We start from the raw sequence: 25076 nt of genomic DNA, 5'->3' as shown, positions 1-25076 counted from the left end.
CAATTCGAAGGTGAGGGCCCGATGATGAGGACCGGACGAACGGCCGTGCTGGCCGGGGTGGTGGTGACGGTGGCGGCGCTGGTGACGGGTTGCGGTGGCTCGGTGAGCAATTCGGGCAGCGGCGACGCCAAGAAGCTGGTGCTCATCCCCGGCGTGGCCAACGAACCCTTCTACATCTCCATGCAGTGCGGTGCGCAGGCCGAGGCGAAACAGCTCGGCTACACCCTGGACACCCAGGCCCCCACCCAATTCGACGCCGCCCAGCAGACCCCCATAGTCACCGGCGTCATCGCCAACAAGCCCGGTGCGATCCTCATCGCACCCACCCACGCACAGGCCATGGCCAGCCCGATCAAACAGGCCAGGGACGCGGGCATCAAGGTCATCGAGGTCGACACCGCCCTGGAGGACACGTCGATAGCCCTGTCATCCATCGCCTCCGACAATGTCAAAGGCGGCCAGCTCGCGGCCCAGACCCTGGCGAAACTGGTGGGCGACAAGGGTTCCGTCCTGGTGATCAACACCAAGGCGGGCACCTCCACCACCGATCAGCGCGCCCAGGGCTTCGAAGCTGAACTGAAGTCCCATCCCGGCATGTCCTCCCTCGGCGTCCAGTACAACAACAACGAAGCCGCCACCGCCGCTTCGATAGTCACCGCCACCCTGGCCGCCCACCCCGACCTGGCGGGCATCTTCGCCACCAACCTCAGCTCCGCCGAAGGCGCCGCCACCGGCCTGCGCAACGCCGGAAAACTGGGCCAGGTCAAAGTGGTCGGTTTCGACGCCAGCCCCAAACAGGTCCAGGACCTGAAGGACGGCACCGTCCAGGCCCTGATCGCCCAAAACCCCGGCGATATCGGCAAACAGGGCGTCGACCAGGCCGCCGCCGCCCTCGAGGGCAAACCCGTCACCCGCAACATCCAAACCGGCATGATCGCCCTGACCCAGGACAACCTCTCCAGCAACGACCAGTACTTCTACAAGGCCAAGTGCTGATACAGATCAATACAATTCGTTGGCAGCCGCAAGCAGACCCGATCATCGCGTCTCCAAGCCGACGTCGAGATCAACAGCGCCGATTTCGTAACGAGTTCTTTCAGGACACTGGCCACGAGGGATAATGGCTCCCTCACCACGGACTGTCGATCTCTCGCGTCAACTTCTTGTCAACCCTCAGAAACACCGAAGTTGGCACGCAATGGCATTGGAACGGACTTGGCCTAGTCGGACGATTTTGGAATGACTCGCCTAACGTTCTCCGATCGCCTGAACCAGATGGCTTCCGACAAGTATGCAGATTTGCGTCCCGCCCAGCGTTACGTATTGGAGCGGTTCGCGGATCTGAATCATGATCATGTGCGGGACATCGGGGTGGAACTCCCGACTGGAGAAGGCAAGACCCTGATCGCATTGCTGATCGCGGACTGGGCGCTCGACGAAGGAATGTCGATCGCCTATCTGACAGGCACCAAGCAACTCGCCGTGCAGGTCCAGAGCGAAGCAGCGGCACTTCCAGGAATAGACGCCCATCGGTTCGAAGCCGGTCGTTACCCTGGCGCACAAGTCGATGACTACCACCAGGCACAAGCAATCGGAGTGATGAACTACTGGGTATATTTCAACGCCAGCCCAAAGATCGAACCAGCCGACCTGATCATTTTCGATGATGCTCACCTGGCTGAACAGCCGCTCGCAAACTTGTTCACGCTCCGGATTCCACGCACTGCCGGAGGTGGAACCGATCTATATCAGAACCTCTGCGACCTTGTTCTTCAGCAGACTCCCGGGGCGTATCCGACTCTCCAAGCCTTGCGGGACGGCACCGCACCCACGAGCAGCCCACCCGAATTGATCGCATTCAACGACTGGTGCGCTATTGCACCGAGTGCAATCGAAACAATCGATCATTCATCGGTTGTGGCCTCGAGAGCTCCCGGCTTCTACGCCTGGCAGAAGATCCGGACCAGCGTCCGGCAGTGTGGCGTACTGGTGGGTCCTGCCGGAATAGAGATCCGGCCTTATCACCCGCCGACACAAACTGTTCCTGGCTATTCGAGATCCTCGATTCGAATCTACCTCTCCGCAACTCTCGGACAACCGGGCGACCTACAGCGCCGACTCGGAGTGCGATCGGTTGAGACAATCGAAACGCCCGAAAAGCTGCGAACAGCTTCCACCGGACGACGGCTGTTCTTGATTAACCCGTACGTGAACGAACCCACGGAGCCCGACGCTCTCCAGTTTGCTCTCGATCAAGCGCAGGCAGCACGCGATGACGGCCCGGGTCGTGTCGCTTGGCTGTGCGCGAGCAATCACGAGGCAGACCTGCTTGAAATTCACCTCCGGGAACGAGATTTCGACACATTCCGACTGGGCTCCGGTGACGACGCGGAACTGGACACCTGGCGCGAATCGACTGGCGGACATCTTATTGCGGCAGGCAGATTCGATGGCATGGACTTTCCCGATGAAGTCTGTCGGCTGGTAGTGATTCCGAGTGTTCCCGCCGCCTCGACCGAATTTGAAAGGTTCGTAGTGGCGTATCTCAGCGATGCGACTTTCATGCGACACCGTGTCGGGCAGCGAATCACTCAGGCACTCGGACGCGCCAATCGGACGAAGAACGATTCGGCCATGTACCTCGGACTAGATCCGGGATTTACGAGCACTCTCGCCGAGAGCGCAGTCCGATCCTCCCTCGGGTCCGATGTTCAGCCGGTCGTTCGTTCGGCGCTGGAGCTGCACGAAACGGGCACCGAGAGGGTCCTCGCCTCAGCCTCCGAGTTCTGGAAGACTCATCGCACCGTCGCCGCATCCGACGTGAAACAAGCTGGCTCCCAGCGAAACCGCCCAGGCCGCACCCATCGAAATCCACGTGCAGACAGCTCGAACGATGAGGTTGAGGCAATAACCTGTATGTGGATCGGCGATCTGCGCCAGGCCGCGGCTCATGCAGGCGCCGCAGCAGAGTCGTTGGCGTCGCATCATGAATCGGAGCACAGCGCCTTCTGGAGCTATGTTCGGGCTCAGGCGTTGTACCTCAGCGGTGGTGACCAGGCCGAGCAAGCAGCGAGCGAAGCATTGGCCCAGGCTGTCGCAGCGGCCCCGCGCACCGCGTGGTTCGTGCGGCTCGAGCGCACCGCTGATGAGTTGGCGGGCCGAACCCTGACGCCTACCTCCAACGACGCGCTCTTTCTGGAATGGGACCAGTGGATTAGAGATTCTCGACCCGAAAAGCTTCGGAACCAGATAGCTCGAGCGCAGGGCAAGCTTTCCGGTACACACGATGAACGGGCAGAAGCCCTGGAGGTCTTGGCGGCACTGTGTGGCGTAACCGGCAGCAGGCCATCCGGTCGAAGTGCGAGCGATGCTTTGTGGGTATGGGCGACTCCCAGAAAAGGACATCGCAGAGTCTGGGAGATCAAGACCGGCACAGGACCAGATTCGGTACCCCGAGACGATGTCAATCAGCTCCTTGGGCAGGTCAAGGAAGAGGAGAAGAAGTATCCCACCGCCAAAGTAATCGGATGCCTGTTGACCGTCCAGGAAACAGTATCGCCGGACGCCGCAGCCGCCGCGAGTGCGGATATCGCACTACTTCATATCGATGCGGCTGAAGCCCTGTTTGGCGAGATGGCGACTCGTTTCACCACATATCTGGCCACTTTCGGGTCAGGCACAGCTGCGGAGCGCGGTGCAGCACGCGTGACCGTTGAGAAGCAGCTTCCATCCGGCGATTGGCTGTCGCGACTACTTTCACCCAGCAATGGCAAATTGATTCGGAACCAGGCCGTACTCAAAATATTTCGCGGTTAGCCCGGGTAAGCAAGGCGAGTTGCCGGTTCGGCTATCACCACAGGTCGTCGAAGAGGTCGCCTGCTACATCGCCGATGAGGTCGGCGGCGAGGATGCCGCCGCCGACGCCGAGGGCGATTTCGGCTGCGCCGGTGAGGAAGTCGGTGGGGCCGGAGGTGCGCTGGGATGGGTGGGGGCGCTGGGCGGCGGCGAGTTGTTGCTGGAGGTGTAGGACCTGCTGTTGGAGTTGGGCGTTGCGGTGCTGGAGCGATTCGATCAGGTGCTGGGTCTGGGTGGCGTTCATGGTGTTCTCCCTTGTGTCGCGGGCTCTTTCGGCCCGATGGGGAGAACGATGCCGGGGTGCGCTGATAGCGGGCTGACAGTCGGCTGACAGGGTGGGTTCACGGATTTGTAACAGGTTCTAGTTATGGTTTCGGGGTGATCTTCCGACGTGATCGTTCCGGACTGTCCACACTGCCGCGCGATGTGCGCGCGGATCAGTATCCGATGCCTACCGTGCCGCAGGGGTGGTACGCGGTGCTGCGGAGTTCGCGGCTGAAAAGCGGAGAGGTGGTGAGCCTGCACTACTTCGGGCGGGCGCTGGTCGCTTTCCGGGGACGGGATGGGGCGGCGACCGTGCGGGATGCGCACTGTCCGCATTACGGGGCGCATCTGGGAGCGGGCGGGAAGGTGGTGGACGGGCGGCTGGAGTGCCCGTTCCACGGGTGGCAGTTCGAGAGTGACGGGTCCTGTGCCGCAGCGCCTTTCGCGGCTCGGCCGCCCCGGGTGACGCTCACCGGGTTGCCGGTGCGGGAGCACAGCGGGCTGATTTTCGTTTACACCGGGGCGGACGAACCGGCATGGGAGGTGCCGGAGATTCCGGAGGCCGTCGATCGCGGGTACGCGCGACCCATCGATGACATGTTGACGGCGCGGATTCACGTGCAGGAGATGCGCGAGAACATCGTCGACGAATCGCATTTCCACCATATCCACGGGCAGAGCGAGCCGCCGGTGCAGGAGCTCATCCCGAATGGGCCGTTCGCCGAAATACACAGCCGGTTCCGCAAATCCGTACTGGGCTACTGGGTCGACAACAGTTTCGACGTATTCATGTACGGCCCGGGCGTCATGGTGGTGCGGACGGGCGGGCCGCTGATCACCATGACCGCCATCGCGCTCACCACGCCGATCGATGACACCAGTAGCGAACTGCGGATGCTGTACTACATTCGCCGACCCCGAATCCCGCTCGCCACAACGGTATTGAAGCTCGCGTTCCGCATGGTCGCGCTCGGCGAAGTACGGGAGGAGCTCGATATCTGGGATCACAAGATCCATCGAGCCCGTCCCGTACTGCTACCGCACGAGAAGGGCATCAAGTCGCTGCGCCGCTGGTACGCGCAGTTCTATCCGGCGGGATCAGGCGTTGGGCAGCACCAGGATCGGCTTGATGGTGGTACCGATCTCGGCATCGTGCATGGCGGTGTTCACCTCGGCGAAGGGATAGTGCCGGGAGATGCGCTCGATGGGGAACTTGCCCGCGCGATGCCATTCGATGAGCTGGGGGATGAACTGCTGCGGGTCGGCGCCGCCTTCGATACAACCGCGGACGGCCTTGCCATTGCCGGTGAGATGACCGATCTCGAAATCCATGCTGGCCTCGCCCAGGCCGACCACGACCAGGGTGCCGCGCGGAGCCAGCGCCAGTAGGGCATTGGCGATGACCGGATTGGCGGCGGTGGTGTCCAGCGCGAAGGTCGCACCGCCACCGGTGGCGGCGTGCACCTGGGCCACGACATCCTCGGCCGCGCCGTCGATCAGCGTGGTCGCACCGAGTTCCTTTGCCAGCGTGAGCCTTTCGGCAGACAGGTCGACGGCGACGATATTCTCCACCCCCAGCGCGCGAGCGGCCAGCAGCGCGGACATGCCGACACCGCCGACGCCGAAGATGACGATCGACTCGTGCGGGGCCGGGCGCATCACATTGGCGACCGCGCCCGCACCGGTCTGCACACCGCAGCCGAACGGCGCGCACGCCACCAGATCCACCTCGTCGTCGACCACGACCACGCTGGTGCGCAGGACCAGCGCATGCGTGGCGAAACTGGACTGGCCGAAGAACGCGCCCATGACCCGCTCACCGTTGACGCTCAGCGGCGAGGTGAAGTCCGAGCGACCACCGGAGGTGTTCAGGATGATGAAGTTCTCGCAGTAGCACGGCGCACCGGTGGTGCACTGGCTACAGGTGCCGCAGCTGCTGTAGGTCAGCAGCACGTGATCGCCGGGCTTCACGTCGGTGACCTCGGAGCCGACCCGCTCGACGATGCCCGAGCCCTCATGGCCCAGCACGATGGGCAACTCCGCCGGGAAGACGCTCTTGGTGACCAGGTCGGTATGGCAGACACCGGTCGCGACAATGCGCACCAGGACCTCATTCGCGCGGGGTTCCTCCAGCGTGAGGGTTTCGAGCGCGAGCGGAACCTGCGCTCCGCGCGCGACCGCGGCAGTGATGTCCATCCGGACAACTCCTTCCCAAGTTCGGCGAAGGGAATCTCACGCCGATCCCCGCCACCCTAGGGCGCGGCGGCACACAAATCTAGAACAGGTTCCACTGACAGGGGCAGGGGCTTGCCCTGCCCGTTCCCACCGGACCGGTGATACGCGGACGCTCGATACCTCATACTCGTCTCACCCCCTGCGTCGCATCTGAAGGACTCCCGATGGATCTCGCGGCTCCCATCTGCATCGTCGGCGCGGGACAGAGCGGCATCATGGCGGCCGCCGAACTCCGCGATCTCGGGTACACGAATATCGATATCCTGGAGGCCGGGACACAGCTCGGCGGTTACTGCCAGACCGCCGAAATCGACGGTGAGACATACGATTTCCAGGCACACCTGGTCATTCAGCAGAGTTTCGGCGCGGACTTCGCCGATACCGCCATCCATCGGCTGCTCACCCGTCATCCGGTCGATATGCAAACCGAGGCACTGTTTTTCCTGTCCCGGGACGACTCCGGCAAGCCGCGGATGGCGCCACCGCCGCATTTCGTACCGCTGTTCGCGCAGCTGAGCCCGGAGCAGGCCGCCGACCAGCTGGCCGAGGCGTGGACCATCATCGAGCGCGCGCTCCGGGACAAGCGCGGCCCCGGTCTGAACGGGCTGGCCTTCGATCGGGTGCCCGGTGAGACCTGGGAGACCTATCGCGCGCGGCACGCGCCGCTGATCGGCGAAGTGCTACAGGGCATCACGCTGTACGCCAATATGCGACGGCCCCTCCAGCCCGCCGAGACCGTCATCAATATCAACGCCCACATCTCCGGCCATGTGTCGCAGCTGGCGAAGATGATCCTGTCGCTGTATCCGGCGCAACGCACGGAATTGCTCGCCCGACTGCCGGAATCACTACTGGCACAGATGAGTTCGAAGCGTCCGGTCACGCTGAGCATGCGGCACGGGTTCATCAGCCTGCTGCGGCGCATAGTCGCGGACCGCGCGCTGAACGTTCGGCTGGACGCACGGGTGACCGCGATCGAACCCCTTGCCCCGGAACGTATCCGGGTCGCCTACGACAGCGACGGCGCACAGCGCGACGCCGAATACGCCCGCGTGATCATCACCGCGCGCCCGGCACAGATCCGGGATATCTTCCCCGGCGGTGACATTCACGAGCTGTTCGCCGAACGCGATTGCCCCCGAACCTGGACCCGCAGTTACCTCATCAAGGCCACCGGCGAACTGATCAGCTTCCCGCGCAAACCGAACGCACCCGAGCCCCTGGGCTTCTGGGTCATCGACCCCTACGGCAGCTACTCCGACACCGATCCAGAACAGGCCCTGCACCGCATCACCGCCGTCAACAAACAGCACCCCGGCCCGTACTGGGTCTGCTTCAGCAATTCGGATCTGTCCCTCTCCGATGCGGCCGCCTGGTCCCTGGCCAAGGAGAGCCTGTTCCTGTTCGAGGACCCGGAACTCATCACCGAAACCATCGCCGAATGGCCCGCCTACCCCAGCGCGGCCGCGATCCGCGACGGCTGGTTCGACCGCGTCGCGAATCTCCAGGGCCGCCACGGCATCTACTTCACCGGCGAGATCCTGTCCGGCCCCACCGCCGAATGCATCAGCGCCTTCGCCCACGATGTGATCCCCGACTGGTTCGCCCGCTGCGACGGCACCGAATCCACCGCATAATCGGGGCGTGTCCGACTCCCCCGGTCCCGGCCGTTTCCGCGCACCCGGCCTGCTCGTGCTCTCGGCGCTGCTCGCGGTCGCGGCCTGGGTACTGATGCGCCAGGCCACCTATTCACTGCACGCCGTCGAGTGGAGCTGCGACGGCGAAGGATGCAGCACCGACGACCCGCGCATCATGCTGCTCCTCGGCGGTATCGCGACCGGTGTCGTCCTGGTCTATGCGGGCTGGTCGATCCTGCGCGGACTCAGCTTCGGAATCGCGTTGAGCGTCTGCGCGTTCGCTGCGGTCGACGGCTGGCGCGCCGCCACCGCCGACGGACTACAGAGCGCCTCGGACTACTCCGGCTGGACCATCGCGAGCACCGTACTGGCCTGGATCGGCGTCGCGGTGACGGTCCTGGCCCTGCGCTATGAGTTGAAGATGAGCGGCCTGATCCCGCGCCTGCTCGGGCGACCCTGCGCCCCCGCACGATTGAGCGACTTCGAAGTGGTGGACGATATCGGCACCGCCCTGCTGAGCTTCACCGACAGCGAGGGATTCGCCTGTTCCGCCCGCGTCAACGCCACTCGGGACTGGCTGGAGCTACCCGTGCGCGCCCTATACGTACGGGACGATCCCACCCGCACCCGCCTCGTGCTGCCCTGGTACCGGCCCTCCGGCACGCCGGACCCCGATCCGGATGACAGTGTGGTCGAACGGTTGGAACGCCTTGCCGCCCTGCACAATCGGGGCGAGCTCAGCGATACCGAATACGAGCGCGCGAAGGCGCGAATCCTCGGGAGCCACTGAACTCGCCGCGTTACGCGAAGCGATAGGGGGTCAGGTACTCCGGAATGACGACCTTGCTGTTCGGGCTGGCGGTATGTATCGCCGATACGAAGGCATCGCGACGGGCGAGGTCCTTCGCGCCGATCGGGGGCGGGTTTTGCAGCGGGGATTCGAAATCGTCCCAGTGCACCGGAATCACCGTGGCCGGATTGCCGAGGGTCGCGAGCAGACGCGGCAGGTACGCGTAGGTGGTGTCGGCGGAGTTGACCGCGATCATGGCGATGTCGGGACGAATGCCTTCGAGGTTGTGGGCGGCGAAATCGCTTGCGCCCATGAAGAACACGCTGGGGCCGTCCTTGACCGACAGGTGGAAGGTGAGGGTGTCGCCCTCGGGCAGGTCCGCGATGGTGGCCGGGCGCTCGGGCGGGGTGGGCCGAACGCCGGGGAAGGTGACGCCGTAGGACGCGGTGCGACTGTGCAGTGAACTGATGACTTCCATTGTGTGCGTGCCGAAGTCGAGGATCTCACCGCCCTTGACGGTGCTCAGCTGGGTGGCGGGGACGCCCATGGATTGGGCGATATTGCAGGTGGTGAGGGTGCCGTGCACGCGAGCGCCGGTGGTCGTGGCGATATGCGGGACATCGTTGAAATGGTCCCAGTGCGTATGGGTTACGAAGATGCGCTTCGGTGCGCCGATATGCGGATCGATGGCGGCCGGGTCGACCCGCAGCGGGGTCGCGGTGTCGAACGCGCCGGTGGTCAGGCCGACCGGGTAGCGGGTCAGGTACGGGTCGATCAGCAGGGTCTCGCCGGCCAGGTCGACGCGCCAGCCGGAGACGCCGAGCCATTGCAATTCGATTGCGGCGGAGTCCTTTCGCCGATCGGGTGCGCTGTCACGCCTGGTCAGGGCGAACGCGCCCGTGGTTCCGGCGGCGGTGAGACCGACTCCGGCGGTGGCCGCGCCGCGCAGGAACCGGCGGCGGTCGATACGGGATGTCATAGCGATGACGAAAGCAGCCCGAACCCGCCGGTGTCCAAGATCAAAAGACCGATCAAGCCATATGCGAACTCATATCAGAGCTGGTCCGCAGGCTTTCCACGGCGGCGCGGGCGGCGCGACTCATGGCCAGATCGACGTCGAGGCGACGGCTGCCGAGCCCCTCGGTGTGCGCGAAGATCGCCACCGCGTACCGGCCGCCGTCCGGATATTCGATGACGCCCGCCTCCATGTGCAGACCGGGTAGCGTGCCCGTCTTGGATGAGACCCGCACATCGTCCGGGAAGCCCGCCGCCAGCCGGGTCCAGAACAGTTGCCGCCCCAGCAGATCCCGGGTCGCGGCGCAGGCGGCGGGCGAACCGGCGCGATCCTGCCAGATCAGCGTCAGCAGCGAGGTGATGTCGCGCGGTGTACTCGAGGTGGTGTGCTCCGGATCGAAGACCCGCATGGCGGCGATCCGCTCGCGCGTCAAAGTCGGGTAGACGCGGGCGAATTCGGCCCCGTCGGCCGCACCGGCGTCGGCGAGCATGGATTCCAGCAGCTGTCTGGGGCCGCCGATCACCCGGGTGTGGTCGAGCCCGAGTTCGGCGGCGAGCAGGCCGGGGGTGTCCGTGCCGATCCGGCGCAGCAGCAGATCCGCGGCGGTGTTATCGCTGACCGACATGGCGAAGTGGGCCAGATCACGCAGCGACAGTTCGATATCGTCGGCGCAGCCCGCGGTCCCCCAGCCGCCGAGCCGATCCTCGGCCCGCACCAGCACCCGTTCGGCCGGGTCCACCTGGCCCGCGTCCACCTGCCGGCAGAACTCCAGCACCAGCAGGATCTTGAAGATCGAGGCGATCACCACCCGCTCGTCCGCGCCCACCGCGACCTCGCGGCCGGTATCGATATCGATGGCATGCAACCGGCCCCGCACCGGGACCGCCGCGAAGATCTCTTCCAGCACCGGACCACGGTAGCCGGATCCCCGATTCATACCCGATGGCATATCGTTGCCGGGTGGATTTGGCCCGGCACCTGCGCTACTTCCTGGTTGTGGCGCAGGAACTGCATTTCGGCCGGGCGGCCGAACTGCTCGGTATGGCGCAACCGCCGCTGAGCCAATCGGTACAGCGATTGGAACGCGAACTCGGCGTGACACTGTTCGATCGCTCCCGCCGACAGGTCGAGCTGACCGCCGCCGGCACCCTGCTAATCGATCAGGCGCGGCGGGTGCTCGCCGCCGAGGAGCGATTGCGCACCGTCATGCGCAAGGCGGGTGACGGCGATCTCGGTACCCTGCGCGCCGGCGTCCCGCCGGATCTGCCCGCCACCCTGTTGCACGCGCTGCTGACCCGGATCGAGACCGAAATACCCGGTCTCACAGTCGATTTGCTGGAACTCACCACCGCCGAACAACTCCGGGTGCTCGATACCTCGAACCTGGACGTGGGTCTGGTGGATCATCCGGTCGCCCAGCTCGAGCTGGCACACGGGCCGATCGTGAATCTCGAACTCGGCGTGGTGCTGCCGCGCACCGCCGCCTCGGCCCGGTCCTCGGAGATCGACCTCGCGGACCTGACCGGACACGATCTGGTGCTCTTCCCCCGCGCCGCCGCGCCCGACTGGCACGATCGGCTCCTCGATCAGTGCCGGGCAGCGGGATTCGTGCCCGCCCGCATCCGGCATGCCCGCAATCCGGAATTCCTGCTGGGCTTGGTGCTGGCGGGGCACGGGATCGCACTGGAACAGGAGAGCACCGCCCGCCGGGAACCGCGGGTGGCCTGGCGTCCGATTGCCGGACGCCCGCTGCACCGCCGGCTCGCGGCGGTCTGGCCGGTCACCGGCGCCCACCCCGCCGCACCCCGTTTCGCCCAGCTCACCGCGGAGGTCCTTACCGCCGACGGCGCCCGATCGGCATTGGCCACACCGGGCGGTGCCGGGCCGTGGTCGGTCGTCTATACGCCGCGACCACGCGACTGATCACTGCCGGGAGAACAGGCCCCGGCTGCCGCCGCCCGGGTTCGCGCACGAGCAGCGCTGTGCGACAGGCACATCGCCGAGTACTTCCTCGACATGCTCGCCGCAGCCCTGGAAGGAGGGCTTACCGCAGGCCTGACAGACGATTCGCTGGCACACATGATCTCCTATGGCGTCGTGAAATTGGCCGAAATACCTAGAAGGGGTATTCCACAGCAGTCTACGGTCAGTGCCCGACAGGAAATCGGGTGCTCCCGGTGTCGCTGCCCGGAATGACCGGTAGTACAAGGGCCGAGGGATGCTGGGCATCGTGATAGATGGTCTGCGTGGCGAGCTGTGCATTCGCGCTCAGACCGAAGGGTTCCCCGGTGTTCGGATTCGGCGCGTACTGCGGAAAATCGCTGCTGGAAACCTCGACGCGAAGGCGATAACCAGCTTTGACCAGGTATGACGTCGGCCAGATGGCGATCTTGTACTCGTAGGCGCGACCGGGTTCGATCGGCGAGGGATGCTCGAGCGAATCGCGGAAGGCGGCCCGGATGATGCCGTTGTTGAGATTCATCGTGCTGCCGTCCGGGGCCAGCGCGACCAGCTTGGCGGTGAAGTCGGTATCGGGTGCGGTGGACGCCGCCCACAGTTTCAGCTGGATCGGGCCGGTGATCTCGGTATCGGCGGTCATCGGATCGGTGGTGTAGGTGAGCACATCCGCGCGCTGCTCCACCGCGAACTGATCCACCGGTCCCTGCGGGCCGGTGCCCGCACCACAGCAGGAATGCCCGCCCGCGCTCGGCACCGGGTTGGCCGGGTCGTAGTCGTAGACATCCGGCGGCTGTGCGTCTTTGGGCGCATCGGTCCCCAAATGCCCGGCACGGCCCTGGATTCCATTGCCGCCCACACCCGAGAGGTAGTAGGTGGTCCACCGCGTATCGGGTAGCGGCCACGCGGTGGCGCTCTTCCAGCGGTTCGCGCCCATCAGAAAGTAGTCGACGATGGGATGCCCGGATACGTTGCCGCCCTTACCCTTCAGGAATTCATCGAACCAGGCGAGCATGAGTTCGTTGACGGGGCTGTCCCCCACCGCCCCCGTGGCGGTCATCAGCGGTGTGCCGATGCCGGAACCCGTTCTGCCCCAGCCGACGTGGTCCCACGGCCCGATCACCAGACGCTGATTCGCCCGCGCCTCGGGGGTACCGCCGTTGGCGGCCATCCCGGTGAAGTTCTCCACCCCGCCCGCGAGGAAGGCGTCGTACCAACCCTCGATATCGAGCACCGGAACCTTCACCCGGGCGTAGCGGTCGCGAATGCTCCACTGTTTCCAGTAGTCGTCGCGGGTGGAGTGCCGGAGCCAATCGAAGTACCACGGGGCGACCGCCGGATTCTCCGGATGCATTGGCGGAAACTGCTGATAGGGCCGGAATCCCAGCCAGCGCGTGTAATTCGCGACGTCGGAACGCAATTGCTTGGCGGTGCCGGTATCGCCGCGATTGAGCGCAGCGCTGGTGGCGATGGTCCCCATGGCCCAAGGTTCGACGAAGCCGAGCCGGAACGCACCGCCCTCGTAGTTCCAGCCGTCGTAGTAGTCCGCGGAGGTATTGGCGGGCACTATCGTGGTCAGATGCGGTGGCGCGCCGACGGCCGCGAGCCATTGCGTGGCACCGACATACGAGGATCCGTACATCCCCACCTTGCCATTGGATCCGGCGAGCCCGGCCGCCCATTCGACGGAGTCGTAACCGTCGTCGATATCGTTCGCGAACTCGGTGAAGGTGCCCGCGGATTCTCCCTGGCCCCGAATATCCTGCACGACAACGAGATAGCACTGCGAGGCGAACCAATCCGGCGTCTGATAGCGGAACGGCTGGATCTGCGCTTCGGCCTTGCCGTACTGGGTCCGCATGAGAATCACCGGCACCTGTTCGGCCGTACGGGGCCGGTACACATCGGCTTTGAGCACGACACCGTCGCGCATGGCGGCTGGGACGTTCTCCTGCTTCTCGACCGCGCACGAGCCGCGACCGCCGGTCGGCGGCCAATGTGCCGCCGCCGGTGCGGGATCCCCCGAGGACTCGGCACCGCATCCCGTGGCGATCAAGGCCGTCGCCGAGAGCAGCGCGCCCCACCGCACCATGCGCAAACGACCGAAGCGGCTCCGCGTCATCGCTCGACCGTACACCCGGACGTCGATCACGAATCCGCGTTTGCGCAGTTCAAGGCGAGAAATGGCACCGGCGCAAGCGAATTGGGCGGTTCCTGTCACTCGACAGAAACGTCCGGCAATCCAGAAGTTACCAGGGGCAGCACAAGCGATACGCGCACGTCATCGAAATGGTCGGCGACACCGAAAAACTATCGATTGACAGGTTGATCGGTAGGAGCGTTCATGGGAACTGCATTGCTGGACACCGAGGTGTCCGAGGTCGGCACTGTCGAGGAGTTGCGCGTGACGTTCCGTCGCGGCGGGCGCGAGGTCTTCGCATTGCGCGGGGTGTCGCTGGGCGTACGGCGCGGCGAGATTCTCGGTCTCGTCGGCGAATCCGGTTCCGGGAAGAGCGTTCTCGGCTATTCGCTACTGGGTCTGCTGCCCGCCGGGACCCGCGTGGAAGGTTCGATCACGGTCGCCGGGGCCGATATGGTCACCGGCGACGAGCGCACCCTGCGCAAGGTGCGGCGGCTGGATCTCGGTGCGGTATTCCAGGATCCGATGACCTCGCTGAATCCGACCATGCGCATCGGCGCACAGGTCGTCGAGGCCGCCGGGAGCGAAACCGAAGCGATACGACTGCTCACCGCGGTGGGTATCCCCGAACCCGCGCGGCGGATGCGCAGCTACCCCCATGAACTGTCCGGCGGATTGCGCCAGCGCGTCATGATCGCCATGGCGATCGCGGGCAATCCGGAATTGATCATCGCCGACGAACCGACGACCGCTTTGGATGTCACCGTGCAGGCGCAGGTGCTGGCGCTGCTGCGTGGCATTCGCGAGGAACTCGGCTGCGGGATTCTGCTGATCACCCACGATCTCGGGGTGGCGGCGCAGATCTCGGACCGCCTCGCGGTGCTGTACGCCGGGCGCATCGCCGAAATCGGCCCCACCGCACAGGTGCTCGGCGACCCGGCGCACCCCTACACTCGCGGTCTGCTCCGGTCCCGTCTCACCCTGACCACCCCGCTCGGCGAACGTCTCGCGGCACTGCCCGGCGAAGTGCCGAGTCCCGCCCAACCCCTTCCCGGCTGTGCCTTCGCGCCCCGCTGCGAGCAGGCCGTCGCGCGATGCTCGAGCGCTCCCCCGGAACCGGCCGAGATCGCGGTCGAACGGGTATCGGCGTGCATCCTGCCCGTGGACAAGGACGATGGAGAGAGCACCGCGGCGAAGGCGCGATCGGTCGACGCATCACCGAATGACGCTGCGCCGCAGTCGATAACGATGGCCGAGGCCGAGGCCGCACCGGCCGTGGTACTGCGCGATGTGAGCAAGACGTTCGCCGTCGGCGGGTTGCGCAATCGCGCGACATTGCATGCGCTGCGCCGGGTTTCGCTGACCGTCGAGCGCGGTGAGGCGGTCGCGCTGGTCGGGGAGAGCGGATGCGGCAAGTCCACGCTGCTGCGCGTGATCGCGGGTTTGGAGCAGGCCGGCGGCGGGACCGTGCAAGCCGGGGCAGGCTCGGACGAGCGGCCGCAGATGGTGTTCCAGGATGCGGGGGCCTCGCTGACGCCGTGGATGTCGGTGGGCGAGTTGATCTCCGAGCGACTGTTGCGGTCGGGGTTGTCGCGAAGCGAGCGCAAGGCCGCGGTCGAGACCGCGCTGGGGCGGGTCGGGCTGGTGCCCGAGATCGCGAAGGCGCGGGCGCGGCAGCTGTCCGGCGGTCAGCGCCAACGGGTTTCGCTGGCGCGGGCGACCGTGGTGCCGCCGTCGATCCTGCTCTGTGATGAGCCGACCAGCGCGCTGGATGTCTCGCTCGCGGCGTCGGTGATCAACCTCATCGGTGAGCTGCGCCGGAGTCTGGGCATGTCGGTCGTCTTCGTCACGCACGATCTGGCGGTCGCCCGGGTGGTGGCCGATCGGATCGCGGTCATGTATCTGGGCAGGATCGTCGAAATCGGCACCGCCGACGAGGTTCTCGGCAATCCGGTGCACCCCTACACCCGCGCGCTCATCGATGCCATTCCGGATCCCGCGCGCGCACCCGTCGCGCCCCGGGGTGAGCCCGCGAGCCCGCTCGCTCCCCCATCGGGGTGTGCGTTCCATCCGCGCTGCCCGGTCGCGGTGGACGCCTGCGCCGATACGCGCCTGGATGTCCGGCTCGAGGGCATTCCCGGCGGTACGCATCAGGTGGCGTGTATCGAACAGAAGGTGAGCTGAGATGACCGTCGCCCTGCCCGCGCTCACCAGGTGGCGCGGTACCCGAATCACGGTGGCGCCCCGCGCTTTTCCCGGTGGCTGGAACGGCGCGGGTGTGGCCCTGCTCGGTGTGGTGACGCTGGTCGCGCTCGCCGTGCCGGTACTCGCGCCCTACGATCCGCTACTGCCGGTGGGCATGCCGCTGCAATCGCCCGGGCACGGTGGCTTCCTGCTCGGCACCGACAATATCGGCCGCGATCTGCTGAGCCGGGTGCTCTACGGTATGCGTGCCAGCTGGTTCGCCGCGCTCGCGGTGGTGGCGAGCGGACTGGCCATCGGCGGTCTGATCGGCTTGATCGCGGGCACGGTCGGCGGCTGGATCGACAACCTGCTCATGCGGATCACCGATGCCTTTCTGGCCCTGCCCGCTCCGGTGCTGGCCATCGCGGTGGTCGCCGCGCTCGGTCCCGGATTCACGCACACCCTGATCGCGGTCTCGATCGTGTGGTGGCCGTTCTACGCGCGGCTGGTGCGCGGTGAGATCGCCGCGCTGGCCGCCCGGCCGCACGTGGAGGCCGCGAAACTCAGTGGGGTGCGCCCGATTCGGCTGGCGCTGCGGCATCTGCTGCCCGGTGCGACACCGGGTGCGCTGGTGGCGGCGAGCCTGGACCTGGGCACGCTCATCCTCACCCTGGCCTCGCTGTCCTTCCTGGGGCTCGGACAGCCCGCCCCCGCACCGGAACTCGGTGCGGACGCGGCCCGCAATCTCAGTTACTTCCTGCAGCAGTGGTGGATTCCGGTCATGCCGGGTCTCGGTGTGGCGGTGCTGGCGCTGATCGGGACCGTCGCCGGTGACTGCCTGCGCAATATCACGAGTAGGGACCGCTGACATGCGTGCATTCATCATCTCCCGGCTCGCCGCCATGGTGGCCATCCTCATTGCCCTGACCGGCGTCATGTTCGTACTGCAACGCATTTCGCCGCTCGACCCCGTGCACGCGCAGCTGGGCAGTTCGGCATCGCAGGCCGCCATCGCGGCGCGACGGCATGAGCTCGGCCTGGATCAGCCGGTGCCGGTGCAGTTCTGGCACTACCTCACCGCGGCGGCGCACGGCGATTTCGGCACCTCGTATCGCACCCGCCGCCCGGTGAGCACCGATCTGCTGCATTTCGTGCCCGCGACACTGGAACTCGCGCTGTGCGCCCTGGTGATCGCGCTGGTGCTGGCGGCGCTGCTGGCCTTCGCCACCACGCTGCGCTGGCCCGGTGCGGGCGTGCTGCGGGCGGTGCTGTTCGCCGGTGCGTCGGTGCCGATGTTCCTGCTCGGCATTCTCGGGTTGATCGTGTTCTATCAGCGCCTGGGCTGGGTGCCCGCAAATGGGCGCTCCTCGATCTCCGGAGCGCCAAGCGGCCCAACGGGTTTGCTCACCGTGGACGGTCTGCTGGCCGGGCGCTTCGATGTGGTCACCGACGCGTTCAGCCATCTCATCCTGCCCGCGACCGTCATCGCGCTCGGACCGGCGGTGGCGATCGGGCGGGTGCTGCGGTCGAGTCTGCTCACCGATATCGACAGCGATTACGCGCGCACCGCCAAGGCCAAGGGGCTGAGCCCGGCTCGCATCCTGCTGCGGCATGTGCTGCGCAATTGCGTCGGCGCGGCCCTTTCCATGACGGGATTGCAAGTGGGACTGATGTTCTCGGGCGTGCTGGTGGTCGAGCAGGTCTTCGGCTGGCCCGGTATCGGCCAGTACGTCGCGCAGAGCATTCCGGTCGCCGACTTCCCCGCCATCGCCGGGGTGACGCTGCTGCTCGGCGCGGTCTACGTCGTCATCAATACCGTCGTCGACCTGCTCCAGGCCGCCGCCGACCCACGCCTCGTCACCGCCTGACCTTTTCCGAAGTTCGAATCTAAGGAACCGCCCTATGCTCCACACCGCTCGAAGGCTCTTGGCCGCAACCGCTTTCGCCTCCGCCACGCTGCTCGCGCTCACCGCGTGCGGTTCCGCCGATCAGACGCCCAATGCCGCACCGACCGATAAGGTGCTGCACCTGTCGTTCCTCCAGGATCCGGGTCAGCCGCCGGACCCGGACGTCTACTACGCCGGTCAGGGATTGCTGCTGACCACCAATCTGTATGAGGGACTGCTGCAATACGCCCCGGGCACCGAGAAGGCCGAGCTACAGCCGCTGCTGGCCACCGCGTGGACGGCGTCGCCGGATAACAAGGTGTTCACCTTCACGCTGCGCCAGGGCGTGAAATTCCATGACGGCACGCCCTTCACCTCGGCCGCCATCAAGACCTCGTTCGATCGCCGGCTGGCGGTGAATCAGGGTCCGGCGTACATGGTCTCGGACATCGAATCGGTTACCACACAGGGTGATTACGCCGCGACGATCACGCTCAAGGCACCCAACGCGGTATTCCTGGACTATCTCGCCTCGCCGTACGGGCCGCGCATGCTCAGCCCCACCGGACTGGCCGCCAATGCCGGAACCGATAACACCCAGACCTATCTGACCACCCACGATCTCGGCACCGGCCCGTACACGCTCACCGACGCGCAGGTCGGATCCCACTACGCGCTGGCGGCTTTCGGCGATTACTGGGGCAGCAAACCGTACTTCACGACCGTCGATCTGCCGGTGATCACCGATACCTCCTCGCAGCAGCTGCAATTCAACAACGGCCAGCTGGCGGCGGTGCTGCACGATCTGCCGTCCTCGGCGGTCTCGTCGTACATCGGCAATGCCAAGTTCGCGAATTACTCACTGCCGACCATGATGTCGAACTACTTCTACGTGAACCCACACAAGGGGATGTTCACTTCGCAGCCCGCGCGGGCGGCCTTGAACCAGGCCATCGACCTCCAGCAGATCGTGCAGCAGACCTATTTCGGGCGCGGCAAGGTCGGCGCACAGGTGTATCCGCCGAATATGATGGCCGCCGATTACGCGAAACAGACTGTCACCCATGACACTTCGGCACTTCAGAAGATCGTGTCGGGTCTGCCCGCCGATCAGAAGACCGTCACCGTCGGCTACGACTCCAGCAATCCCGATAATCAGCTCGTCGGCAATCTGATCCAGACCCAGCTGGCCACCGTCGGCATCACCGCCAAGGTGCAGGGCTATCCCACCTCGCAGATCTACGGCTGGGTCGGCAGCACACCGGCCGACGCACCGGAAATGCTGTTGCTCGCGGGCTGGCCGGACGCACCATCCCCGTACACCTGGGGACATATCAATTTCGATCCCGACGGCGGCCTGAACTACCTCAACTGCTCGTCCTCCGATGTCACCTCATCGCTGGCCACCGGACGCGAATCCGGTGCGGCGGAAGTGTTCTCACGGGCCGCGGCGCAGGCGTCGGCCACCGGCTGCTGGCTCAATATCGCCGATGTCAACGATTTCATGGTCGCGCAGCCCTGGCTCAAGGGCGTCGCGGAATCCCATGCGGTGACCGAGCCGAATTCACTGCGCCTGGCCGGATTGTCGGTGGGGTGAGCCATGACGGGTGTACGCCGCATCGTCCTGCTCACCCTGGGCTGGGAGGAACTGCCCAAGGCCATTTCGGTACACGGGGCTCCGGCGCATGAGCGACTCCGGGAACCCACGCCCGGTGTCATGTTGCAGACCGACGGCGGCTGGGTGCTGCTCGATACCGGATTCAATACCGCGCTGATCCGCGATCCGGCGCTGTACCGGCGGTTCTATCCGAGCGTGGAATACATTCCGGTCCTGCCGGGTCCGGGTGAGCCGATCGAGGAATCGTTGCACGACATCGGAATCGATATCGATGACATTCACGCCGTCGCGGTCAGCCATCTGCATCACGATCACGCGGGCGGATTGAAACTGTTCGCGGGCAAGGTACCGGTGCACGCCCAGCGCATCGAGCTGGAGTACGGGCTGTCCAATCATCCCGAGCCCGAACATCATGCGATGGCGCGGGTCGACTTCGACGATCCGCGCATCGACTGGCGGCTCGCGGACGGTGAGGCGGTGATCGCACCCGGTATCACCGCCATACCGACCTACGGGCATACCCCCGGGCACCAGAGTTTCATGGTCGAACTGGATCGCACCGTGGGCGGCGGCGGATTCGTATTCGCCTTCGACGCGGCCGATCTCACCGAGAACATCGACCATGAACTGGCCATCGGCGGATTCGTCGGGGTCGATCCGGAAGACACCGTCGAGCCGATCCGGCGGCTCAAGAAACTCGCGTACGAGAAGAACTATCCGCTCATTCCCGGGCACGATCCCCATGCCTGGCCGCACTGGACCCAGCACTTCCACGAACGGTTCCCGGCATGAACGCGCACGAGACCGATACGCCGGTGCGGATGGCGGACTGCGCCGGACTGTGGGAGCGCACACTGCTGGTCGATCCCGACGGGTCACAGGACATCACCACCGATGTGCGCTGGCTGCAAGGCATTACGCGCTTCGTGGACCTGCGCAGGCCGATGCCCCGGCCGGATTTCACCGGCGTGCGCTGTGCGGCGGACCTCACCGATCAGCAGCGCGCCTGGATGCGCATGCAGGACGGGTTCGCCGGACAGCTCACCCAGTACGCCGACGTGTTCCATTGGCGGCGCGGTATCGAATTGCAGCCGCCCGGACCGCATCCGGATGAAGGCCGGATGAGTTACGCGGCCGACGTGCTGGTCGAAGTCGGCGTGCACGCCGACTATTTCGAGCACTGGATCCGGGATCGGCCCGGAAAGAACTGCTGGGCCATGGAATTGCGGTCCGGTGACGGCGGACGCGCGCTGCTGCTGCGGGTCGACCGGCTGTTCGGCTGGGCGATGCGCACGGGTACCGGGGCCGTGGAACTCTCGCTCGGCTCGATCGAGGGCCGCGAATGGCTCATCACCGATTCCGCGCTGCCCTATCGAGAGCAGCAGCGATTGGCCCCGCGCTGGATCGGCGATTCCCGAATTCACCTGCACACCAATGACATCGACGATCACGGCGCGCTCCGCACCCGGGAGTGGCTGATCGGCCATACGGAAGGAAATGTGACGCTATGAGCAAGGTAACCTCGTTCACCTCGGTTCCGGTCATCGATGTGACCGGACTGCGTTCGGCCGATCCGGCCGAACGGCGCGCGGTCGCCGATGAGATCGGCCGGGCCGCACGCGAAGTCGGGTTCTTCTACATCAGCGGCTCCGGGGTCGATCCCGCCCTGTTCGACGGGCTGCTCGCCGCCACCGAACGGTTCTTCGCGCTACCGCTCGAGGAGAAGATGCGCTCCTATATCGGGCTCTCGGACTGCCATCGCGGCTATGTCCCCACCGGGGAGGAGGGATTCGACGGCGGCACACCGGATTTGAAGGAGGCCTTCGATACCGCGCTCGATCTGCCCGCGGACGATCCGGATCATCTGGCGGGCAATCCCATGCTCGGCCCCAATGTCTGGCCCGCGCTACCGGGTTTCGCCGATACCGTGACCACCTACTATCAGGCCGTGCTCGATCTGGGCAGGCAGCTGCTGTGGGCATTCGCGGTCACCCTCGGCGAGGATCCGGACACGTTCCTGCGCTATGCCACCAAGACGCCCAGTCAGCTGCGCCTGATCCACTACCCCTATGACGAGCGGGCCGAGGACGCCATGGGCATCGGCGCGCACAGCGATTTCGAATGCTTCACGCTGCTCAAACCGACCGCACCGGGACTCGAGGTGATGAACGGCGCGGGCGACTGGATCGATGTGCCGCCGATTCCGGATACCTTCGTCATCAATATCGGTGACATGCTCGAACTCTGGACCAATGGCGAATTCGTCGCCACCACGCATCGGGTGCGCAAGGTGAAACAGGAGCGGTATTCGTTCCCGCTGTTCTTCAATGTCGACTATCACACGGTGGTCGAACCGCTGCCGCAATTCACCTCGCCCGATCAGCCGCGACGCGCACCGCTGCGGGCGGGTGAACATCTCTTCGCGCAGACCGCCCAGCTGTTCCGATATCTGCGCATCCGTTTGGAATCCGGTGACCTGGTCCTGCCGGACGGCTCGCTGCCGGTGGGTTCATTCGGACAGGAGGCGCGTCAGCGGGCCTGACCGTGACGGCGGGCGGCCAGCGGGACGCCCGCCCCGTGCAGCAGAATGCTGCCGAGCACCGTGAACACCAGGGTCAGCAGGACCAGATCGGCCGCCTCACCGGTCAATCCATTGAAGGCGAGCAGGCCGAACACGATCGAGGTGGTGCCGCGCGGGCCGAGCGCGGCCAACAGCCAGCGGTCGCGCATGGAGAAGCGCGAGCCGATCATGGCCAGATAGGTGGGCACGATGCGCACCACGGTCAGGGCGGCGACCGCGAAAAGCACCGCGCGCCATTCATGTCCCTCGGCGAGCGAGAAGACCGCGACGCTGCCGAAGACGAACCACATGGCGGTGGTCAGCAGGAAGCCGATATCGTCGATCAATTCCAATTCGCGATGGAAGCTCGTCGAATGCCGGAAGAAATTGAGCGTGAGACCGCAGACGAAGGCGGCGACGAAACCATTGCCGCCGAACCCGACCGCCACCGCATAGGTGAGAATCGGCGCGGCCACCATGGCCATTCTCTTGGATTGATGGCTCATCAGGTCGTGTTGCTCGGCCGCTTTGGTCGCCGCGGACAGCGCCCAGCCCACCGCGATGCCGACCGCGATCGCCTTCACCGCCGAGGGCAGCGCATCGCCGAGCGCGTCCATGGGTGTGGTGGCATGCGAGGCGTCACCGGCCAGCGCGAGCGCGAAAATGAAGATGGGCGAGACGATTCCGTCGTTGTAGCCGCCCTCCACATTGAGCACCTCGCGCACCCGCAGCGGAATCCGCCTGTCCCGCAGAATGAACGCCGCGGGCGCGAAATCGATCGGCACCACCACGCAGGCAATGACCAGCAATACCGCCCAGGACAGTCCCGGCAACAGCCAGGCCCCGAACAGCACCGATAGCCCCAGCCCCAGCGGCAGGCCGATCAGCAGCATGCGGAACACCGCGCGCGGCTGCGGCCCGAACAGTCCGCCGCGCACCTCGGTGGCATCGACGAACAGCAGCACCGCCAGCACGATCTCCGCCGCATGCTGTGCGACCTTGGTATTGAGCGTCTCGCCGAGCGTGTTCCGGGTACCGAACCCCACCACGATCCCGGCCACCACCATCGCCAGCGGCGCGGTGATCTGCCACCGCTCCAACCGGGCGGCCAGCAGCGACCACAGCGCCACCGCCCCCGCCATAACGATCAGCGCCTGCGTCACCCGCGCATCCTCCCAGCCCGCCAGCCATTTCCCACCGCAATACCCTAGCAACGCGAACTGGACAGTCTGCGCAGGCGTAATGGCGCGGGCGCGCACGGATACACCCGCGCCGCCGGGTGGAATCAGGGGTGCGCGCGGAGCCAGAGACGGCTGGCGTCGTCGTCGATCGTCGACAGCAGGAGTCCGGCTGGGAGCGTGGCCATTTGGACGCGCGTCGCGGGAATCGGGAGCGGAATGTCCTGCCAGTCGGCACAATTCGGATCGACCGAGAGCAGGTGCGCCGCGCCGTCGAGTCTGACGATCGCCAGGGTTCGGGAATCCTCGGCGATGACTTTCAGGGTGTCGATAATTCCGGCAGCCGGACCGGGGACCGCCGGCGTGGCGTCGTTCGGCCAGCACAGGACGGTGGGCGATGCCGAGGTGGATTGACCGAAGACGGTGCAGCGGTCCGGGTTACAGCCCGCCCGGGTGGCGAGGGCCGACGTGCCCGGCAGGGCGATGCGCCGCCAGGTGAAACCGTCCGGGGAGGTCCACTCCAGCGGCAACTGGGTGCGATCGCGCTGGGTTTGGCCGACGATCACGAAGCCGGGCGGACCGGTGGTGATGGCCGCGGCCCCGGTCAGTTCGCCGGGTACCGAGGACAGCGCGGGATCGTCCGCGTGCCGCTCCCAATTCGCACCGTCGACCGAGGTCCAGGTGGCAGCGCCGTACCTGCCGTCCGGCCCGTCCCACCCGCCGATCAGCACGGTGACACCGGCGAGCCCGGCGGCGGCCGTCACCGCCAGCGCGTGCGGACCGCCGAACAACTCGAAGGCCTGCGGATGCTCGACCAGTTCGGCGGGGTGATCCGGCGTCTCGGGCTTGTCACCGCTCCAGATCGTCATGCGCGGATTGCCGTGCGCGCCACCGAAAGCCTGACCCAGCACAACGGTCCGCTCCCCCACGCCCGCCGAGATCAGTTCCGCCAGAAACCCGTACGGACTCTCCGGACGTGCCGGGATGGATGTCCACCGCGTGCCATCCGCCGACAGCCAGGCCGCCGGAGCCCGATCCGTGCCGGATGGCACCGACCCGAGCGCCAGCACCCCGTCACGGACCGGGATCAGCTCCAGCACCCGCGCGCCCGCCACGGGTGCGGACAGCTCTCGCCACCCCGAATGCGTTGCGGCCCTTGCGCATCCGGCAACCAGCGCGAGAACCGCCAGCAGGGCGAACGACCACCTCATCAACCCACTCTGGCAGACCCGGGCGAGTGCGGCGCGAGATTCGACGCACGCCGAGGATGTGGATCCCGGCCAAGAGCATGCCGGGATGACGGGGGGCCGCTGCACTGCGCGCCGGCGAATTGCGCTCAGCGCAGGGCGGCGCGGGCGCCCGCGGCTTCCAGTTTGACGCGGGCGGTTTCGGCGGTGTCGCGGGAGACGCCTTCCAGCACCGGTTTCGGGGCGGATTCGACCAGATCCTTGGCTTCCTTCAGGCCGAGGCCGGAGACGAGTTCGCGGACCGCCTTGATCACCTGGATCTTCTTATCGCCGAAGGATTCCAGGATGAGATCGAATTCGGTTTGCTCCTCGGCGGTTTCGGGCTCGGCGACCGCGCCATTGGGCGGCGGGGCATAGGCCGCGGCGGCGGCGGTGACGCCGAATTCGTCCTCGAAGGCTTTGACGAAACCGGAGAGTTCCAGCAGCGTCATACCTTTGAAGACTTCGAGCAGTTCGTCAACGGTCATCTTGGCCATGATGGACCCCCTTGCAGCGCTGACCAGGCGATACA

General features: G+C 65.9%; 21 protein-coding genes and 1 pseudogene. 13 read left to right on the top strand and 9 right to left on the bottom strand.

All coding sequences use genetic code 11. From position 1 onward, the window contains the following. The first annotated feature begins 24 nt into the window (after positions 1-24). Positions 25-996, top strand: a complete 972-nt coding sequence (locus ACFVUS_RS00470; protein WP_387760969.1) for an ABC transporter substrate-binding protein — start codon at positions 25-27, stop codon at positions 994-996. Positions 997-1275: 279 nt separating this feature from the next. Further along, a complete protein-coding gene (locus tag ACFVUS_RS00465) occupies positions 1276-3816 on the top strand; it encodes a helicase C-terminal domain-containing protein (RefSeq protein ID WP_387760968.1) in 2541 nt (846 codons plus the stop codon). Between the two features lie 34 nt (positions 3817-3850). Here ACFVUS_RS00465 and ACFVUS_RS00460 read toward each other — a convergent pair whose 3' ends face one another. Beyond that, positions 3851-4099, bottom strand: a complete 249-nt coding sequence (locus ACFVUS_RS00460; RefSeq protein ID WP_387760967.1) for a hypothetical protein — start codon at positions 4097-4099, stop codon at positions 3851-3853. 203 nt (positions 4100-4302) lie between these two features. Between ACFVUS_RS00460 and ACFVUS_RS00455 the strand changes: the two are divergent. Beyond that, positions 4303-5196, top strand: a pseudogene (locus tag ACFVUS_RS00455) (Rieske 2Fe-2S domain-containing protein); the annotation flags it as partial. Positions 5197-5217: 21 nt separating this feature from the next. Here the strand turns inward: ACFVUS_RS00455 and ACFVUS_RS00450 are convergent. Beyond that, positions 5218-6315, bottom strand: a complete 1098-nt coding sequence (locus ACFVUS_RS00450; RefSeq protein WP_387760966.1) for an NAD(P)-dependent alcohol dehydrogenase — start codon at positions 6313-6315, stop codon at positions 5218-5220. Between the two features lie 203 nt (positions 6316-6518). On the opposite strand from ACFVUS_RS00450, the gene ACFVUS_RS00445 reads away from it, so the two are divergent. After that, on the top strand, positions 6519-7991 hold the full coding sequence (locus ACFVUS_RS00445) for an FAD-dependent oxidoreductase (protein ID WP_387760965.1): 1473 nt from the start codon (positions 6519-6521) through the stop codon (positions 7989-7991). A gap of 7 nt (positions 7992-7998) precedes the next feature. Further along, entirely contained in the window at positions 7999-8781 is a 783-nt protein-coding gene (locus ACFVUS_RS00440) for an SHOCT domain-containing protein (protein WP_387760964.1), read from the top strand. Between the two features lie 10 nt (positions 8782-8791). On the opposite strand, the gene ACFVUS_RS00435 is transcribed toward ACFVUS_RS00440, so the two are convergent. Together ACFVUS_RS00435 and ACFVUS_RS00430 are read right to left on the bottom strand one after the other, a co-directional pair. Continuing rightward, a complete protein-coding gene (locus tag ACFVUS_RS00435; protein ID WP_387760963.1) occupies positions 8792-9760 on the bottom strand; it encodes an MBL fold metallo-hydrolase in 969 nt (322 codons plus the stop codon). Between the two features lie 52 nt (positions 9761-9812). Then, a complete protein-coding gene (locus ACFVUS_RS00430) occupies positions 9813-10733 on the bottom strand; it encodes a serine hydrolase (RefSeq protein WP_387760962.1) in 921 nt (306 codons plus the stop codon). 23 nt (positions 10734-10756) lie between these two features. On the opposite strand from ACFVUS_RS00430, the gene ACFVUS_RS00425 reads away from it, so the two are divergent. Next, positions 10757-11719: a LysR family transcriptional regulator gene (locus ACFVUS_RS00425; protein ID WP_387760961.1), complete on the top strand. Its 963-nt coding sequence runs from the start codon at positions 10757-10759 to the stop codon at positions 11717-11719. Here the strand turns inward: ACFVUS_RS00425 and ACFVUS_RS00420 are convergent, their stop codons facing one another. Then, complete coding sequence (locus tag ACFVUS_RS00420) at positions 11720-11875, bottom strand: hypothetical protein (protein WP_364633016.1); 156 nt, start codon at positions 11873-11875, stop codon at positions 11720-11722. It abuts the gene before it with no gap. A 67-nt stretch (positions 11876-11942) separates the two neighbouring features. Continuing rightward, positions 11943-13844, bottom strand: coding sequence for a CocE/NonD family hydrolase (locus tag ACFVUS_RS00415; RefSeq protein WP_387765338.1), 1902 nt, complete (start codon positions 13842-13844; stop codon positions 11943-11945). Between the two features lie 252 nt (positions 13845-14096). On the opposite strand from ACFVUS_RS00415, the gene ACFVUS_RS00410 reads away from it, so the two are divergent. From ACFVUS_RS00410 to ACFVUS_RS00380, 7 genes are read left to right on the top strand one after another with little or no spacing between them, the layout of a single operon-like run. Beyond that, a complete protein-coding gene (locus ACFVUS_RS00410) occupies positions 14097-16076 on the top strand; it encodes a dipeptide ABC transporter ATP-binding protein (RefSeq protein ID WP_387760960.1) in 1980 nt (659 codons plus the stop codon). Between the two features lies 1 nt (position 16077). Next, positions 16078-16944, top strand: a complete 867-nt coding sequence (locus ACFVUS_RS00405; protein WP_387760959.1) for an ABC transporter permease — start codon at positions 16078-16080, stop codon at positions 16942-16944. Position 16945: 1 nt separating this feature from the next. Next, on the top strand, positions 16946-17944 hold the full coding sequence (locus ACFVUS_RS00400) for an ABC transporter permease (RefSeq protein WP_387760958.1): 999 nt from the start codon (positions 16946-16948) through the stop codon (positions 17942-17944). A 34-nt stretch (positions 17945-17978) separates the two neighbouring features. Beyond that, the gene (locus tag ACFVUS_RS00395; protein ID WP_387760957.1) at positions 17979-19559 is read left to right on the top strand and encodes an ABC transporter substrate-binding protein; all 1581 of its coding nucleotides are present in this window, start codon (positions 17979-17981) and stop codon (positions 19557-19559) included. Positions 19560-19562: 3 nt separating this feature from the next. Then, positions 19563-20372, top strand: coding sequence for an N-acyl homoserine lactonase family protein (locus tag ACFVUS_RS00390; protein ID WP_387760956.1), 810 nt, complete (start codon positions 19563-19565; stop codon positions 20370-20372). Then, complete coding sequence (locus tag ACFVUS_RS00385) at positions 20369-21091, top strand: hypothetical protein (RefSeq protein ID WP_387760955.1); 723 nt, start codon at positions 20369-20371, stop codon at positions 21089-21091. Before ACFVUS_RS00390 ends, ACFVUS_RS00385 begins: the two co-directional genes overlap by 4 nt. Further along, a complete protein-coding gene (locus tag ACFVUS_RS00380; protein WP_387760954.1) occupies positions 21088-22122 on the top strand; it encodes an isopenicillin N synthase family dioxygenase in 1035 nt (344 codons plus the stop codon). The genes ACFVUS_RS00385 and ACFVUS_RS00380 overlap by 4 nt, the downstream gene beginning before the upstream one ends. On the opposite strand, the gene ACFVUS_RS00375 is transcribed toward ACFVUS_RS00380, so the two are convergent. From ACFVUS_RS00375 to rplL, 3 genes are all read right to left on the bottom strand, one after another. Beyond that, the gene (locus tag ACFVUS_RS00375) at positions 22110-23303 is read right to left on the bottom strand and encodes a cation:proton antiporter (protein ID WP_387760953.1); all 1194 of its coding nucleotides are present in this window, start codon (positions 23301-23303) and stop codon (positions 22110-22112) included. The two genes, ACFVUS_RS00380 and ACFVUS_RS00375, sit on opposite strands and share 13 nt — an antisense overlap. A 122-nt stretch (positions 23304-23425) precedes the next feature. Further along, complete coding sequence (locus ACFVUS_RS00370; protein WP_387760952.1) at positions 23426-24529, bottom strand: hypothetical protein; 1104 nt, start codon at positions 24527-24529, stop codon at positions 23426-23428. A 125-nt stretch (positions 24530-24654) separates the two neighbouring features. Next, a complete protein-coding gene (gene rplL / locus ACFVUS_RS00365; RefSeq protein ID WP_387760951.1) occupies positions 24655-25041 on the bottom strand; it encodes a 50S ribosomal protein L7/L12 in 387 nt (128 codons plus the stop codon). Positions 25042-25076: the final 35 nt, after the last annotated feature.

The sequence above is a fragment of the Nocardia sp. NPDC058058 genome (assembly GCF_042885355.1).
Taxonomy (GTDB): domain Bacteria; phylum Actinomycetota; class Actinomycetes; order Mycobacteriales; family Mycobacteriaceae; genus Nocardia.
This window is presented reverse-complemented; position numbering and strand designations above follow the sequence as displayed.

Bases quoted from the DNA above. Each gene is read 5' to 3' on its own strand.
- ACFVUS_RS00470 (WP_387760969.1), top strand. From the start codon at position 25: ATGAGGACCGGACGAACGGCCGTGCTGGCCGGGGTGGTGGTGACGGTG.
- ACFVUS_RS00465 (WP_387760968.1), top strand. From the start codon at position 1,276: ATGGCTTCCGACAAGTATGCAGATTTGCGTCCCGCCCAGCGTTACGTA.
- ACFVUS_RS00460 (WP_387760967.1), bottom strand. From the start codon at position 4,099: ATGAACGCCACCCAGACCCAGCACCTGATCGAATCGCTCCAGCACCGC.
- ACFVUS_RS00450 (WP_387760966.1), bottom strand. From the start codon at position 6,315: ATGGACATCACTGCCGCGGTCGCGCGCGGAGCGCAGGTTCCGCTCGCG.
- ACFVUS_RS00445 (WP_387760965.1), top strand. From the start codon at position 6,519: ATGGATCTCGCGGCTCCCATCTGCATCGTCGGCGCGGGACAGAGCGGC.
- ACFVUS_RS00435 (WP_387760963.1), bottom strand. From the start codon at position 9,760: ATGACATCCCGTATCGACCGCCGCCGGTTCCTGCGCGGCGCGGCCACC.
- ACFVUS_RS00430 (WP_387760962.1), bottom strand. From the start codon at position 10,733: ATGAATCGGGGATCCGGCTACCGTGGTCCGGTGCTGGAAGAGATCTTC.
- ACFVUS_RS00415 (WP_387765338.1), bottom strand. From the start codon at position 13,844: ATGGTGCGGTGGGGCGCGCTGCTCTCGGCGACGGCCTTGATCGCCACG.
- ACFVUS_RS00410 (WP_387760960.1), top strand. From the start codon at position 14,097: ATGGGAACTGCATTGCTGGACACCGAGGTGTCCGAGGTCGGCACTGTC.
- ACFVUS_RS00405 (WP_387760959.1), top strand. From the start codon at position 16,078: ATGACCGTCGCCCTGCCCGCGCTCACCAGGTGGCGCGGTACCCGAATC.
- ACFVUS_RS00400 (WP_387760958.1), top strand. From the start codon at position 16,946: ATGCGTGCATTCATCATCTCCCGGCTCGCCGCCATGGTGGCCATCCTC.
- ACFVUS_RS00395 (WP_387760957.1), top strand. From the start codon at position 17,979: ATGCTCCACACCGCTCGAAGGCTCTTGGCCGCAACCGCTTTCGCCTCC.
- ACFVUS_RS00390 (WP_387760956.1), top strand. From the start codon at position 19,563: ATGACGGGTGTACGCCGCATCGTCCTGCTCACCCTGGGCTGGGAGGAA.
- ACFVUS_RS00385 (WP_387760955.1), top strand. From the start codon at position 20,369: ATGAACGCGCACGAGACCGATACGCCGGTGCGGATGGCGGACTGCGCC.
- ACFVUS_RS00380 (WP_387760954.1), top strand. From the start codon at position 21,088: ATGAGCAAGGTAACCTCGTTCACCTCGGTTCCGGTCATCGATGTGACC.
- ACFVUS_RS00370 (WP_387760952.1), bottom strand. From the start codon at position 24,529: ATGAGGTGGTCGTTCGCCCTGCTGGCGGTTCTCGCGCTGGTTGCCGGA.
- rplL (WP_387760951.1), bottom strand. From the start codon at position 25,041: ATGGCCAAGATGACCGTTGACGAACTGCTCGAAGTCTTCAAAGGTATG.